The 13,310-nt window shown below is 51.6% G+C and carries 16 protein-coding genes; 11 read left to right on the forward strand and 5 right to left on the reverse strand.

All coding sequences use genetic code 11. The features are described from left to right. Nucleotides 1-3 precede the first annotated feature (3 nt). From K5E19_RS00960 to K5E19_RS00970, 3 genes are all read left to right on the forward strand, one after another. Complete coding sequence (locus K5E19_RS00960) at nucleotides 4-741, forward strand: phosphatase (RefSeq protein ID WP_221549634.1); 738 nt, start codon at nucleotides 4-6, stop codon at nucleotides 739-741. A gap of 19 nt (nucleotides 742-760) precedes the next feature. Further along, on the forward strand, nucleotides 761-1,315 hold the full coding sequence (locus tag K5E19_RS00965) for a molecular chaperone (RefSeq protein WP_221549635.1): 555 nt from the start codon (nucleotides 761-763) through the stop codon (nucleotides 1,313-1,315). A 96-nt stretch (nucleotides 1,316-1,411) separates the two neighbouring features. After that, nucleotides 1,412-1,894, forward strand: a complete 483-nt coding sequence (locus K5E19_RS00970) for a DUF1097 domain-containing protein (protein ID WP_221549636.1) — start codon at nucleotides 1,412-1,414, stop codon at nucleotides 1,892-1,894. A gap of 43 nt (nucleotides 1,895-1,937) precedes the next feature. On the opposite strand, the gene csgG is transcribed toward K5E19_RS00970, so the two are convergent. Genes csgG through csgD form a run of 4 tightly spaced genes read right to left on the reverse strand, consistent with a single transcriptional unit; the run spans nucleotide 1,938 to nucleotide 4,285 of the window. Further along, complete coding sequence (gene csgG, locus K5E19_RS00975; protein WP_108418058.1) at nucleotides 1,938-2,771, reverse strand: curli production assembly/transport protein CsgG; 834 nt, start codon at nucleotides 2,769-2,771, stop codon at nucleotides 1,938-1,940. Between the two features lie 26 nt (nucleotides 2,772-2,797). Continuing rightward, nucleotides 2,798-3,214 (reverse strand): curli production assembly/transport protein CsgF, encoded by a 417-nt coding sequence (gene csgF, locus K5E19_RS00980; RefSeq protein ID WP_010429564.1) that lies wholly within the window; start codon nucleotides 3,212-3,214, stop codon nucleotides 2,798-2,800. 26 nt (nucleotides 3,215-3,240) lie between these two features. Next, on the reverse strand, nucleotides 3,241-3,630 hold the full coding sequence (gene csgE, locus K5E19_RS00985) for a curli production assembly/transport protein CsgE (RefSeq protein ID WP_221549637.1): 390 nt from the start codon (nucleotides 3,628-3,630) through the stop codon (nucleotides 3,241-3,243). A gap of 4 nt (nucleotides 3,631-3,634) precedes the next feature. Then, nucleotides 3,635-4,285: a biofilm master transcriptional regulator CsgD gene (gene csgD / locus K5E19_RS00990; RefSeq protein ID WP_221549638.1), complete on the reverse strand. Its 651-nt coding sequence runs from the start codon at nucleotides 4,283-4,285 to the stop codon at nucleotides 3,635-3,637. Between the two features lie 757 nt (nucleotides 4,286-5,042). On the opposite strand from csgD, the gene csgB reads away from it, so the two are divergent. From csgB to ymdB, 5 genes are all read left to right on the forward strand, one after another. Next, the gene (gene csgB, locus K5E19_RS00995; RefSeq protein WP_108418057.1) at nucleotides 5,043-5,498 is read left to right on the forward strand and encodes a curli minor subunit CsgB; all 456 of its coding nucleotides are present in this window, start codon (nucleotides 5,043-5,045) and stop codon (nucleotides 5,496-5,498) included. A gap of 39 nt (nucleotides 5,499-5,537) precedes the next feature. Then, a complete protein-coding gene (gene csgA / locus K5E19_RS01000; protein ID WP_221549639.1) occupies nucleotides 5,538-5,996 on the forward strand; it encodes a curli major subunit CsgA in 459 nt (152 codons plus the stop codon). Between the two features lie 60 nt (nucleotides 5,997-6,056). Beyond that, nucleotides 6,057-6,389, forward strand: a complete 333-nt coding sequence (gene csgC / locus K5E19_RS01005) for a curli assembly chaperone CsgC (RefSeq protein WP_221549640.1) — start codon at nucleotides 6,057-6,059, stop codon at nucleotides 6,387-6,389. A 164-nt stretch (nucleotides 6,390-6,553) separates the two neighbouring features. Beyond that, on the forward strand, nucleotides 6,554-6,874 hold the full coding sequence (locus K5E19_RS01010) for a type 1 fimbrial protein (RefSeq protein ID WP_221549641.1): 321 nt from the start codon (nucleotides 6,554-6,556) through the stop codon (nucleotides 6,872-6,874). 77 nt (nucleotides 6,875-6,951) lie between these two features. Continuing rightward, on the forward strand, nucleotides 6,952-7,494 hold the full coding sequence (gene ymdB / locus K5E19_RS01015; protein WP_221549642.1) for an O-acetyl-ADP-ribose deacetylase: 543 nt from the start codon (nucleotides 6,952-6,954) through the stop codon (nucleotides 7,492-7,494). 36 nt (nucleotides 7,495-7,530) lie between these two features. Here the strand turns inward: ymdB and mdoC are convergent, their stop codons facing one another. Beyond that, nucleotides 7,531-8,667 (reverse strand): glucans biosynthesis protein MdoC, encoded by a 1,137-nt coding sequence (gene mdoC / locus K5E19_RS01020; protein WP_221549643.1) that lies wholly within the window; start codon nucleotides 8,665-8,667, stop codon nucleotides 7,531-7,533. 273 nt (nucleotides 8,668-8,940) lie between these two features. On the opposite strand from mdoC, the gene mdoG reads away from it, so the two are divergent. The 3 genes from mdoG to K5E19_RS01035 all read left to right on the forward strand — a co-directional run bounded on the left by mdoG (nucleotide 8,941) and on the right by K5E19_RS01035 (nucleotide 13,308). Then, a complete protein-coding gene (mdoG, locus tag K5E19_RS01025) occupies nucleotides 8,941-10,476 on the forward strand; it encodes a glucans biosynthesis protein MdoG (protein WP_010429591.1) in 1,536 nt (511 codons plus the stop codon). After that, nucleotides 10,469-12,997 carry a glucans biosynthesis glucosyltransferase MdoH gene (gene mdoH / locus K5E19_RS01030; protein ID WP_221549644.1) on the forward strand — a complete coding sequence of 843 codons (2,529 nt, stop codon included), beginning with the start codon at nucleotides 10,469-10,471 and terminating at the stop codon, nucleotides 12,995-12,997. The genes mdoG and mdoH overlap by 8 nt, the downstream gene beginning before the upstream one ends. An 83-nt stretch (nucleotides 12,998-13,080) precedes the next feature. Then, on the forward strand, nucleotides 13,081-13,308 hold the full coding sequence (locus K5E19_RS01035; RefSeq protein WP_010429597.1) for a YceK/YidQ family lipoprotein: 228 nt from the start codon (nucleotides 13,081-13,083) through the stop codon (nucleotides 13,306-13,308). The last annotated feature ends 2 nt before the right edge of the window (nucleotides 13,309-13,310 follow it).

A 13,310-nucleotide genomic window follows, 5' to 3' on the forward strand; every position in this document is an offset into this window, starting at 1 on the left:
AAGATGTATCCCGTAGACCTGCATATGCACACCGTCGCCAGCACCCACGCGTATAGTAACCTCCATGATTATATCGCCCAGGCAAAGCTCAAGGGCATCAAGCTTTTTGCGATTACCGATCATGGCCCGGATATGGCGGATGCGCCGCACTACTGGCATTTTGTGAATATGCGTATCTGGCCACGTCTGGTAGACGGTATCGGGATACTGCGCGGCATTGAGGCGAACATCAAAAATACCGACGGTGAGATCGACTGCACCGGCCCGATGCTGACCTCTCTTGACCTTATCCTCGCCGGTTTCCATGAGCCGGTCTTTGCGCCTCAGGATAAAGAGACCAACACCGCGGCGATGATTGCCACCATTGCCAGCGGCAATGTGCACATTATCAGCCACCCCGGTAACCCGAAGTATCCGATTGATATCCAGGCTGTCGCGCAGGCGGCAGCGAAACACCGCGTGGCGCTGGAGATTAACAACTCTTCGTTTGTTCACTCGCGTAAGGGCAGTGAAGCCAACTGTCGCGAAGTGGCTGCCGCAGTGCGTGATGCGGGGGGGATGGTGGCGCTGGGGTCCGATTCTCATACCGCGTTTACGCTGGGTGATTTCAGTGAGTGTATGAAAGTATTAAATGACGTTGGTTTTCCGGAAGCGCAAATCCTGAACGTGACGCCACGCCGCATGCTCGATTTCCTCGAGTCACGCGGAATGGAGCCGGTTGCGGAATTTGCCGATCTTTAATTGTGTAATGGAATAAAAAATGAACGAGTTCTCCATCCTTTGCCGCGTGCTGGGTACGCTCTATTATCGCCAGCCGCAAGACCCGTTGCTGGTTCCGCTTTTCACGCTGATCCGTGAAGGCAAGCTGGCGCAAAACTGGCCGCTGGAACAGGATGATTTGCTGGAACGCCTGCAAAAAAGCTGCGACATGCAGCAAATTTCAACGGATTACAATGCGCTGTTCGTCGGTGAAGAGTGCCGGGTTTCGCCGTACCGTTCTGCCTGGCAGGAAGGGGCGACGGAAACAGAAGTGCGCGCGTTTCTCTCCGAGCGCGGAATGCCGTTGAGCGATACGCCAGCCGATCACATCGGCACGCTGCTGCTTGCGGCCTCCTGGCTCGAAGACAACGCCGGTGATGACGAAAATGAAGCCATCGAAACCCTGTTCGAAACGTACCTGCTGCCGTGGGTGGGGACATTCCTGGGTAAAGTCGAAGCCCATGCCACCTCGCCATTCTGGAGAACGCTGGCACCGGTGACGCGTGATGCGATTGCTGCGATGTGGGATGAGCTTGAAGAAGAAAATGAAGAGTGATTTAGATCACAAAAATCCTGCAACGATACATTTCAACTTGCACATAATGTGCTTCTGATCGCATTTCTATGGCGCGCTTCTGCTAAGATGCGCGCCATGAACATATTACTTTGTATTGCACTGACAACAGGCATTCTCTCCGGGATCTGGGGATGGGTGGCCGTGTCTCTCGGATTGCTCAGCTGGGCCGGGTTCCTCGGCTGCACCGCCTATTTCGCCTGCCCACAGGGTGGCGTCAAAGGGCTATTTATCTCTGGTTGTACCCTGATGAGCGGTGTGATTTGGGCGCTGGTGATCATGAAGGGCAGCGCGCTGGCGCCGCACCTTGAGATCCTGGGCTATGTCATGACGGGCGTGGTTGCATTTTTGATGTGCGTTCAGGCAAAGCATTTGCTTTTGTCGTTCGTACCGGGAACATTCATGGGGGCCTGCGCGACTTTTGCAGGGCAGGGGGAATGGAAGCTGGTCGTTCCCTCGCTGGCGCTGGGACTTCTCTTCGGCTATGCCATGAAAAACAGCGGCCTGTGGCTGGCAGCGCGGCGAGAAAAAGCGCAAAACATCACCGCGGTAAGTGAATAAAAAAAGGCGAGACAGGGATCTCGCCTTTTTTATGCGCTTTCGATCAGGATTCCGGCGGCACCGACATATCGCGGTATTTCACCAGTACCGGGTTTTGCGCTTCTGATTTGTTCTGCAGATCCCACAGCCCGCGATCGATACCATCGTTAATCAGGAAGATAACTCCGGTTTCGATAGCCGACATCAGACACAACATCACCGGTTCGTTAGAGGTATACCCGATTTCACCCTCCAGCAAACGCTGATAGTCGATAAAGCGGAAAACCCCGGCCTGTACTTCATACGAGAGAATGGTTTTGCTGGTGTTCACGGAGGATAAGATCTCACCCGTGCTCACGTTAACCACGCGCAGGTTGACGGCAATCTGGTCGAGTTGATACTGCGTGTCAGCACCGATGCCGAAGTAACGCGCGCCTGCCCCCCCCGATTTCACGTTACTTTCGTAACCGATAATCGAGCCTTCTACCATTATATTGGCCGCGGTAAGCGACTGAAGTGGCATACGATTATTCACGCCAACGGTTCCGTTTTCCTGTGCGGCGCGGATGATTTTTCGTTCATTCAGCAGGTTTTGCAATCCCTGGCGTTCCAGAGGGATAAACCAGCGCGAATCCTTCAGGGCAGTGACCAGCATGGCGGTCGCACTCTGCGGCACGGCCGTAGAGAAGTTACTCGCCGGATACGGTTTAAACTGTCCTGTTTCATCCTGAATGTTATATACCGAGACAAATATCTTACCGGTAGGTGTCGGCAGATGGGTTAAATCGCGGTAGCTTTGTGCCCGAGGCATTAATGTTGGCTTAGCGGCTTCTTTGGGTGGAGCAGTTAAACAACCGCTCAATAAGCACACTGCAACAAAGATCAAAAAGCGCTGCATGATAATTGTCCTTATTTTGGGGTTGTTTAAAAATCAGTCGAACTGGTTTGCAAACCCGACACCTGGATTGTCGATGTTTTTCCGGTTTTGCGATCCGTTACGTTCAGCTGAAGCTGCCCATCTTTGTTGGCGATATCGACGATAAAGTCGTTAGTCACCATGCGCCCGGGTTTACCGGTATTAATATTGGTTAATAAGCCACCTAATATTTGCGACTGAATGGCCTGGGTGAAGTTATCCAGCGCTGACGGGGTTTCGATACCGAAATCGTCGTCAAAGCTAGGGTCTTTGTAGGAGTTTTGAGCCTGGGCTTCGTTAAGCATGAATGCCCCGTTGTTCGGGTTGCCGCCAAAATTAGGGTTGCGGAACTGGAAGGTCATATTTCCGGCCCAGCTTAGCGGTGCAATGAGCATTAACGAAATCACTGTGTGTGCGAGACGCATTACAGCCTCCGAAATAAGTATCGTTGCTAGAACTCATCTTTTGCTAAATCGCCTGTGCTCAGAAGGGCTTTATCTAACTGCAGACGATTAATAGCTTCTTCTGTTTGTGCCAGGGCAAAAGCGACGTTCTGATCGAAGTCTCTTTTGGTGGGAAACAGGAAAGTCTGGTAAATAACATCCTGATTGGCTGTTATTGTGATCCAGCTTCCCCACCGTGCACTGGGCCGTTCGTTGATTGTTAAGTTACCGGGGTAGTCACTTTCCCATTTATCGCTGAAGGCTCGGTAGAAATCGTGCCCGATAGATGAGACGGTGTGGTCGGTTAACAATCCGGGAACCTCAACTTCCACTGCCTGGAGGTTCCCGGCCGCAAGCAGGAAACCTGCTGCAGCAATCCAACTCAACGTGCGTTTCATGCTATTAACGCCTGAGGTTATCGTTTGCCCATGAAACTGCCTGAGTCCGGTTTTTAACAGCTATCTTCTTGAAAAGATTATAAAGGTGCGTCTTGACCGTATTTTCGCTGATAAATAACGAACGGGCGATTTCAATGTTTGAAGCACCAATGCGCAACTTGTTCAGGATCTCTTTCTCACGATGCGTCAGCAGTGCAGACTCTGTACTGTTGTAGCGATAATTTCCGGAGTGTGTAATGAGGTAGCTGGCAAGCTTTTGCGAGAAATAGCATTCGCCTCGCAATATGCCCTGCAAGCCCTCTACGACACGATTCTCTTCTTCAGTGACGTAGAACACGCCATTGATATGCGGCCAGCTTTCTATGTCTCTAAAAGGATACTCATCAGGGGTATTCAATAATAACACGCGGATATTATTGTTTTTCCTGCTTAAATTATCTTGCCAGTAATGGATCAGCTTTTTATCCGCTTCCATCATATCGAGAAGAATGATGCTGCCAGGTGCAATTTCATCAAAAGAACGTTGAATATTATGCAATTTCCCGTTCAATGAAAGTGACTGCTTTAAATGCTGCAGTAATGCTGTCGCTTGTAAAGAAGGTTTGGTGATCAACAATAATGTATGACCATGTAAACTATGGACTTCATTAAACATGATGAAACCCCACTTTATTTATGACACCTGGCAGCTATCCCTTGTTTATAGATAAGGAATACCAGAAGCACTGACAGATGTGGCACTGCTGTGTGTAGAATCAAACCATTCCTCCAGAGGAGGACGGAAATAAAAATAAAATGACTTACTACTGTTTTCAATCTAGCTATTACAAACGTTAAAGCAAGTGTTAATCATGTAACTAAATGTAAAATTCAATATTAAATTGTGTATTGAGGGTAATAAATTAGTTTTTGTTTAAGAGGAAAGTTGTACATCAGAATAACACTGCACACATTTTAAAAATCATACAAATAATTATAAGCGTATGAAAAAGAAATGAATTTATAATTCTAATCCCACCAGCGAAAGGTATGAGAGACATAAGAAAACTAAGCCTTCTCTCATCAGGGCATTCCTTCTTAAGAAAACTCACCCTCTGTGACAAGGATTTCAAATTGTCTCGCTTGGGTGTAGTGAAGCCAGGCTGGGTAAGGCTGGACAACAAACCGGCTATTGTACAGGATCTGCGACAGACGTTTTTTTTCGCCCGCTAAATCCAACTTATATCAGCGTATTTTTATCGAAATTAATACTTTGAGGTGAACTCATTAATTAAAATAAGCCGCGCGGGTGAGATATTTAAATTGTTTCGGCAGACATACTCTTTTTCGTAACGCGACGTTAACAAAAAAACGATTCGCGTTTATGCATGAAGAAACGTTATTTTGTGTATAGCCAGGTCCAGGGTGACAACATGAAAAACAGAACGTTATTTATGATGTTTACATTACTGGGTGCGCCTGGATTTGTAACCGCAGGCGGTTCAGACTTAGCCGGTTCTGAATATAATTTTGCGGTTAATGAATTAAGTAAGTCTTCCTATAATCAGGCAGCCATTATTGGTCAACAGGGTTCAGGTAATTCTACTGATATTCGTCAGGACGGTTCCAAATTAATGTCCGTTGTCTCTCAGGAGGGTGGAGGCAACAGAGCGAAGGTTGATCAATCAGGAACTTATAACCTTGCTTATATCGATCAAGATGGAAATGGTAATGACGCGAGTATTAAGCAGGACGCTTTTGGTAATACCGCAATGATTATCCAAAAAGGGTCGGCTAACAGAGCGAGTATTACGCAATATGGTACGCAGAAAACAGCAGTTGTAGTGCAGAGACAGTCACAAATGGCCATTCGCGTTATTCAACGTTAGGGCGTTGTGGCGACTTAATCAATCCGATGGGGGTTTACCATGAAACTTTTTAAAGTGGCAGCAATTGCAGCAATCATCGTTTCTGGCAGTGCTTTCGCAGGTGCGGTACCTCAATTTGGCGGCCACGGTCATGGCCATGGCGGTGGCGGTGGTAATAGCGGTCCTGACTCAACCCTGAGCATTTACCAGTTTGGTGGCGGCAACTCTGCTCTTGCCTTGCAAACGGATGCAAGAGATTCAGAAGTAACCATTACCCAGCATGGCGGCGGTAACGGTGCTGATGTTGGACAAGGATCTGATGACAGCACCATCGATCTGCTGCAGAAAGGCTTTGGTAACAGCGCAACCATTGACCAGTGGAACAGCAAAAACTCCGTCATCGATGTTAAACAGTACGGCGGCGGCAACGGTGCGGCAGTGGACCAGACAGCATCGGGATCAACTGTGACCGTGCATCAGGTCGGCTTTGGCAACAATGCGACTGCACATCAATACTGATTTCAAATCTGTGCTACAAAAAAACAGGGCATTTGCCCTGTTTTTTTTCGGGAGGTCATCATGAATACGTTAATACTCCTTGCCGCGCTTTCCAGCCAAATAACCTTCAAAACTTCGCAGCAGGGAAATATGACCACCATTATTCCGCAGGTCACCCTGACACACGCATGCGATTGTCAGGTTCAAATTTTGTCCGTTCGACAAGGGCAGGGAGGACAAAGTACCTCACGCCAGCAAAATACCTTCTCTATACCCGCTAATCAGACGATTGATTTGATGAGAATGAGTTTAAATATTGGCACAGGGGATACGGTGAAAATTACGGTCACCGTCTCTGACGGAAAGTCGCTTCATTTATCACAACAATGGTCACCTTCAGGGGACTCGCTTTAATCATTCATAAAATCAATGATTTGAGAATGTGGCGGGAGTTGAAAGGTGTAACTATGATGTTATCAGGAGCTGAACAATTTTCGCTGTTCAATTACCTGATACCGCGTTGTCATACTGGAGCACTTTTACCCCTCAAGGATGATTTATTTTGAGGAGTACATCTTGTGACCAAATCTACCGCTCTGCTCATCTCAGGTTTTAGCCTGTTAGTCTCGGTTTATATGACACCCGCATTTTCAGCAACGATTGCTGAAGGCGGTGTGATCCATTTCCGTGGTGCCATTGTTGCCGATCCCTGTGAGATTACCCCTCAACATCGTCAGTTTGCGATGTCCTGCCCGGAAAATAACCGTATCCAGACCCGGATGGTCAGCTATGAGGATGCACTCAATGGGCGCTCGACCTATCCGGGGCTGGCAACCGTGAGTATGCAGTATCTCAATCCTGAAAAAACGCTGGCCGTTGTTAAGGTCGATTATCGCTAGCCGTTTTAAACGATAGTTTTTTCTGACCCTCCCCTCTGCGATACACTTAAGAAAAAGGCGGGTAGCAGGGGGAATATATGAGACCGCAAATCGAGATTATTCACGGCGATATCACAACGTTACATGTTGATGTGATCGTCAATGCAGCGAATTCATCTTTGCTGGGGGGCGGCGGCGTGGATGGTGCCATTCATCGCGCCGCGGGACCGCAATTGCTTGAAGCCTGTAAGGCCGTGCGTCAACAGCAGGGGGAATGCCCGCCGGGGCATGCCGTGATTACGCTGGCAGGGGATCTGCCAGCTAAGGCCGTTATTCACGCTGTGGGACCGGTGTGGCAGGGGGGCAATCACCACGAGGCACGGATCCTTGAGGATGCTTACCGTAACTGCCTGCGCCTCGCTGCGGACAACGGCTATAAAACCCTGGCGTTTCCTGCCATCAGCACCGGTGTTTATGGCTATCCCAAAGCGGCTGCCGCGACCATTGCGGTGAATACCGTGTACCACTACCTTTCCCTGAAGCCCATGCCGGAAAAGGTCATCTTTGTCTGTTTCGACGAAGAAACCACGCATCTCTACCAGAGACTTCTGACCCAGCGTGGAGAAGAACTGGAGGGCTGATACAAAAGCGGCGCCGTATTGGCGCCGCTTTTTCGATTACGCTTTAACCTGCGGTTTCCCGGAGAAGAGGAACCGCAGTAGCGGGATACGCAGGTGGATCTCGTACAGCACGATGGCAATCCCGATCACGAAGACCAGCCCGGTGAAGAAGCCCAGCGTGTTGGAAGCAATATGCGGAGTGATGTAAGCGCCAAAGAACAGCGTCAACGGGTGATGCACCAGATAAATGAACAGTGACGCATTGACGAAATAGGTAACGCGGCTGGATTTAAAGTTCAGCAGGCGATGACCGAGGGCAAACACCACGTTCACCATCCACAAGCCCAGCAGCATGGTAATCACACTCTCCGTTTCGTACATCCACGCGTCACCGCTGCCGTAGCGCTGATTGAGAAGATAGGCCACGAAGGCAAGGGCGGCACCGACGGCACACCAGGGCGAGGGTTGGGTAAACAGCGCTTTTAACTGCGGATAGACAAACGCCAGCGCCCCCACCAGGAAGAACGGAATGTAGAAAAGCGACTGCATCACCACGAAGTTAAACAGCCCGTCGCTCAGAATAGGCGGATAGAGAATGAACAGCGTGCGCCTGATGGCCGCGTAGACAATACCCAGTACCAAAAAGAGCAGGGACAGTTTACCGAGCGTGATGTTGGCAAAGAATGAGTCTGACGTAGCGCTTAAATGACGGCGCAGACGGCTAAAGATGACCAGACTGACGGTGGTGAGAACCACCAGAACCAGCAGGAACCAAAGGTGCGAAACCAGCTCCCAGACCAGCGTATTGTACTTTTCATACAGCGACAGGTTAGGCCAGTTTTCCGCTTTGCCTTTCACATACTGCAACATAATGAATTGCGGCAGCGTCAACAGCGGGATGGCGGTGAGCATCGGTATGCCGACGCGCTCTACGCGCACCTTCCACCATCGCTTAAGCGGGTAGCGCAAAAACAGCATATAAGAGAAGTAGCCGGATATGACAAAAAACACCTGCATACGGAAGGCGTGAATGAAGTCATTAAACAGCGTCAGCCACCAGGAGGGCATTTGGCTGTTCACGTGCCAGGTGTGGCTGGAATAAATCAATGAAATGTGAAACGGGATCCCCAATAGCATCAGCCATGCCCGGATCGAGTCGAGGAAATATTCACGTTGTACGGGTGTTGTGCTCATATAACTCAGTACATTCTCAGACTAATCGTCTTATCCCTAAGACGCATAATGGTTACATTCGAAGCCAACCCTACACCAAGACCGACACCCTGTCTCCAGGATAAGCACGCAAAGTGAAAAGCGGGTTCTTTCATTTGCTTAATCCCTGAGCCAGCGAGCTGAACAAAGCAGTGATAATGTTGTCGGATTGCCTGAGTTTCCATTAAAATGGATCGGATCGATATAAGCACACAAAGGGGGAAGTGCTTACTTATTATGAAACATAAATCACAAATGATGAAAATGCGTTGGTTGGGTGCGGCAGTGTTGTTGTCCCTGTATACCTCATCGGCCTGGTCCTTTACCATCGATGACGTTGCTAAACAGGCCAAGTCTATGGCTGGCAAGAGCTACGAAGCGCCAAAAAGTAACCTGCCCTCCGTTTTCCGTGACATGAAGTACGCGGACTATCAGCAGATCCAGTTCAATCACGACAAAGCATACTGGAACAACGTTAAAACCCCGTTCAAGCTTGAGTTTTATCATCAGGGTATGTATTTCGACACGCCTGTTGCTATCAATGAAGTGACGGCAACCGCGGTACGTAAAATCAAGTACAGCCCGGATTATTTCAATTTCGGCGATGTGCAGCACGACAAAGACACGGTTAAGGACCTGGGCTTTGCCGGCTTCAAAGTGCTTTACCCGATTAACAGCAAAGATAAAAACGATGAAATCGTCAGCATGCTCGGTGCCAGCTACTTCCGCGTGATTGGCGCAGGGCAGGTGTACGGGCTTTCAGCGCGTGGTTTGGCTATTGATACCGCGCTGCCATCAGGTGAAGAATTCCCACGTTTCCGCGAGTTCTGGATCGAACGTCCAAAACCAACGGATAAACGTCTGACAATCTATGCGCTGCTGGATTCCCCTCGTGCAACAGGCGCATACCGCTTCGTGATCATGCCGGGACGCGACACCGTCGTTGACGTGCAGTCCAAAGTTTACCTGCGCGATAAAGTGGGCAAGCTGGGCGTCGCACCGCTGACCAGTATGTTCCTGTTCGGGCCGAACCAGCCGTCTCCGGCGACCAACTTCCGCCCGGAGTTGCATGACTCTAACGGTCTCTCTATCCATGCCGGTAACGGCGAGTGGATCTGGCGTCCGCTGAATAACCCGAAACACCTCGCGGTGAGCAGTTTCGCGATGGAAAATCCGCAGGGCTTTGGCCTGCTGCAGCGTGGTCGTCAGTTCTCTCGCTTTGAAGACCTGGATGACCGTTACGATCAGCGCCCAAGCGCCTGGGTAACTCCGAAAGGTGACTGGGGTAAAGGGAAAGTCGAGCTGGTTGAAATTCCAACCAACGATGAAACCAACGATAACATCGTCGCCTACTGGACCCCGGATCAGCTTCCGGAAGCCGGTAAAGAGATGAACTTCAAATACGCCATCACCTTTAGCCGTGACGAAGACAAACTGCATGCGCCGGATAACGCGTATGTGATGCAGACTCGCCGTTCAACGGGGGATGTGAAGCAGTCAAACCTGATCCGTCAGCCTGACGGCACCGTGGCCTTCATCGTGGACTTCGCGGGCCAGGACATGAAAAAACTGTCCCCGGATACTGCCGTGACCGCGCAGGCGAGCATCGGTGATAACGGTGAGATCGTTGAAAATGCCGTGCGTTACAACCCGGTAACGAAAGGGTGGCGTTTGACCCTGCGTGTGAAAGTGAAAGATCCGAAACAGACCACTGAAATGCGCGCTGCGCTGGTCAGCAACGATCAGCCGCTGAGTGAAACCTGGAGCTACCAGCTACCTGCCAATGAATAATACATCTGAATATATTGATGCCATGCCGCTGACGGACATTGAAAAAGCGGCACTGCCTAAAAGCGACATCCGCGCGGTACATACCGCGCTGGATGGCGAACATCGTCAGTTTACACGTGATGATGATACGCCGCTGGGGTCAGTAAAGGCGCGTCTGGAGCAGGCCTGGCCAGACTCGCTGGCAGAAGGACAGCTGATTAAAGACGACGAAGGGCGTGACCAGCTTCAGGCGATGCCGAAAGCCACGCGTTCTTCTATGTTCCCCGATCCGTGGCGCACCAACCCGGTGGGTCGCTTCTGGGATCGCCTGCGCGGACGTGACGTCACCCCGCGCTATCTGTCGCGTCTGACCAAAGAAGAGCAGGCCTCAGAGCAGAAATGGCGTACTGTCGGAACGATCCGTCGCTACACGCTGTTACTGCTGACGCTGGCACAGACGGTGGTGGCAACCTGGTACATGAAGACCATCCTGCCATATCAGGGCTGGGCGCTGATCAACCCGGCTGACATGGTAGGCCAGGATATCTGGGTCTCCTTCATGCAGTTGCTGCCTTACATTCTGCAAAGCGGGATTCTGCTGCTGTTCGCCGTTCTCTTCTGCTGGGTCTCGGCGGGTTTCTGGACCGCGCTGATGGGCTTCCTGCAGCTGCTGATGGGGCGTGATAAATACAGTATTTCGGCGTCAACGGTCGGGGATGAACCCCTCAATCCTGAGCACCGTACTGCGCTGATTATGCCTATCTGTAACGAAGACGTTGACCGCGTGTTTGCGGGGCTGCGCGCAACCTGGGAGTCTGTTAAGGCGACCGGTAACGCAGAGCATTTCGACGTTTACATCCTGAGCGACAGCTACAACCCGGATATCTGCGTAGCAGAGCAAAAAGCCTGGATGGAACTGATTGCGGAAGTGCAGGGCGAAGGTCAGATTTTCTACCGCCGTCGTCGTCGTCGTGTGAAGCGTAAAAGCGGTAACATCGATGACTTCTGCCGTCGCTGGGGGAATCAGTACAGCTACATGGTGGTACTGGATGCCGACTCCGTGATGAGCGGTGAGTGTCTGAGCGGTCTGGTCCGCCTGATGGAGGCCAACCCTAACGCCGGTATTATTCAGTCCTCACCGAAAGCGTCCGGAATGGACACGCTGTACGCGCGCTGCCAACAGTTTGCGACCCGCGTGTACGGCCCGCTGTTTACGGCTGGTCTGCACTTCTGGCAGCTGGGTGAGTCCCACTACTGGGGCCACAATGCGATTATCCGCGTGAAGCCGTTCATTGAGCACTGTGCGCTTGCGCCGCTGCCGGGTGAAGGGTCTTTTGCCGGGTCGATTCTGTCGCATGACTTCGTGGAAGCAGCGCTGATGCGTCGCGCAGGGTGGGGCGTCTGGATTGCCTACGACCTGCCAGGCTCATACGAAGAACTGCCGCCGAACCTGCTGGACGAGCTCAAGCGTGACCGCCGCTGGTGTCACGGTAACCTGATGAACTTCCGCCTGTTCCTGGTGAAAGGGATGCACCCGGTTCACCGTGCGGTATTCCTGACCGGCGTGATGTCCTATCTCTCCGCACCGCTGTGGTTTATGTTCCTGGCGCTGTCGACCGCCTTACAGGTGGTTCATGCCCTGACGGAGCCGCAATACTTCCTGCAACCGCGCCAGCTGTTCCCGGTGTGGCCGCAGTGGCGTCCGGAGCTGGCGATAGCGCTGTTTGCGTCGACAATGGTGCTGCTGTTCCTGCCTAAGCTGCTCAGTATCATCCTGATCTGGTGCAAAGGCTCGAAAGAGTACGGCGGTTTCTTCCGCGTGACCCTTTCTCTGCTGCTGGAAGTGCTGTTCTCCGTGCTGCTGGCGCCGGTACGTATGCTGTTCCACACCGTGTTTGTGGCCAGTGCGTTCCTCGGCTGGGAAGTGGTGTGGAACTCGCCACAGCGTGATGACGACTCCACGCCGTGGAGTGAAGCCTTCATGCGTCACGGTTCGCAGCTGCTGCTCGGTCTGGTGTGGGCTGCGGGAATGGCGTGGCTGGATCTGCGCTTCCTGTTCTGGCTGGCACCGATTGTCTTCTCGCTGATCCTGTCGCCGTTTGTGTCCGTGATCTCCAGCCGTTCAACGGTGGGGCTGCGTACCAAACGCTGGAAGCTGTTCCTGATCCCGGAAGAATATTCCCCGCCGCAGGTGCTGGTGGATACCGACAAGTATCTGGAGCAGAACCGCAGCCGTTCGCTGGATGATGGCTTTATGCACGCGGTGTTCAACCCATCGTTCAACGCCCTGGCAACGGCAATGGCGACCGCGCGTCACCGCGCCAGCCTGGTGCTGGAGATCGCTCGCGATCGTCACGTTGAGCAGGCGCTTAACGAGACCCCGGAAAAACTCAACCGCGACCGTAGACTGGTGCTGCTGAGCGACCCGGTGACAATGGCGCGTCTTCACTACCGCGTGTGGTCCGCTCCGGAGAGATACTCTTCGTGGGTGAACTACTATAAGGACATGAAGCTGAATCCGCTGGCGCTGAAGGCGAAGTAAGCTGCGAAGTAGGGCGGGTAGCAAAGCGCAACCCGCCAAATAAAATACCGGCTGCGAGGCCGGTATTTTTTTAGAGGTAATGAATGAAAATAATTGTCGTGGTGTTGATGACATGCCTGCTCAGTGGCTGCGGCAGCATTATCAGCCGCACTATTCCGGGACAAGGTCACGGGAATCAGTACTATCCCGGCGTTAAATGGGACGTACGAGATTCCGCCTGGCGCTACCTGACCGTGCTCGATCTGCCGTTTTCGCTGATCTTCGACACGCTATTGCTGCCCATCGACGCCAGCCATGGCCCTTACGAGTAATG

It is taken from the genome of Enterobacter sp. RIT637 (assembly GCF_019718755.1).
In the GTDB taxonomy this organism is placed as follows: Bacteria; Pseudomonadota; Gammaproteobacteria; order Enterobacterales; family Enterobacteriaceae; genus Enterobacter.

What these genes read in the sequence shown, in the direction of transcription:
- K5E19_RS00960 (WP_221549634.1), top strand. Translation starts at nt 4, where the DNA reads ATGTATCCCGTAGACCTGCATATGCACACCGTCGCCAGCACCCACGCG.
- csgF (WP_010429564.1), bottom strand. Translation starts at nt 3,214, where the DNA reads ATGCGTCTCGCACACACAGTGATTTCGTTAATGCTCATTGCACCGCTA.
- csgB (WP_108418057.1), top strand. Translation starts at nt 5,043, where the DNA reads ATGAAAAACAGAACGTTATTTATGATGTTTACATTACTGGGTGCGCCT.
- csgE (WP_221549637.1), bottom strand. Translation starts at nt 3,630, where the DNA reads ATGAAACGCACGTTGAGTTGGATTGCTGCAGCAGGTTTCCTGCTTGCG.
- csgC (WP_221549640.1), top strand. Translation starts at nt 6,057, where the DNA reads ATGAATACGTTAATACTCCTTGCCGCGCTTTCCAGCCAAATAACCTTC.
- K5E19_RS00965 (WP_221549635.1), top strand. Translation starts at nt 761, where the DNA reads ATGAACGAGTTCTCCATCCTTTGCCGCGTGCTGGGTACGCTCTATTAT.
- csgA (WP_221549639.1), top strand. Translation starts at nt 5,538, where the DNA reads ATGAAACTTTTTAAAGTGGCAGCAATTGCAGCAATCATCGTTTCTGGC.
- csgD (WP_221549638.1), bottom strand. Translation starts at nt 4,285, where the DNA reads ATGTTTAATGAAGTCCATAGTTTACATGGTCATACATTATTGTTGATC.
- csgG (WP_108418058.1), bottom strand. Translation starts at nt 2,771, where the DNA reads ATGCAGCGCTTTTTGATCTTTGTTGCAGTGTGCTTATTGAGCGGTTGT.
- ymdB (WP_221549642.1), top strand. Translation starts at nt 6,952, where the DNA reads ATGAGACCGCAAATCGAGATTATTCACGGCGATATCACAACGTTACAT.
- K5E19_RS00970 (WP_221549636.1), top strand. Translation starts at nt 1,412, where the DNA reads ATGAACATATTACTTTGTATTGCACTGACAACAGGCATTCTCTCCGGG.
- mdoG (WP_010429591.1), top strand. Translation starts at nt 8,941, where the DNA reads ATGATGAAAATGCGTTGGTTGGGTGCGGCAGTGTTGTTGTCCCTGTAT.
- K5E19_RS01035 (WP_010429597.1), top strand. Translation starts at nt 13,081, where the DNA reads ATGAAAATAATTGTCGTGGTGTTGATGACATGCCTGCTCAGTGGCTGC.
- mdoC (WP_221549643.1), bottom strand. Translation starts at nt 8,667, where the DNA reads ATGAGCACAACACCCGTACAACGTGAATATTTCCTCGACTCGATCCGG.
- mdoH (WP_221549644.1), top strand. Translation starts at nt 10,469, where the DNA reads ATGAATAATACATCTGAATATATTGATGCCATGCCGCTGACGGACATT.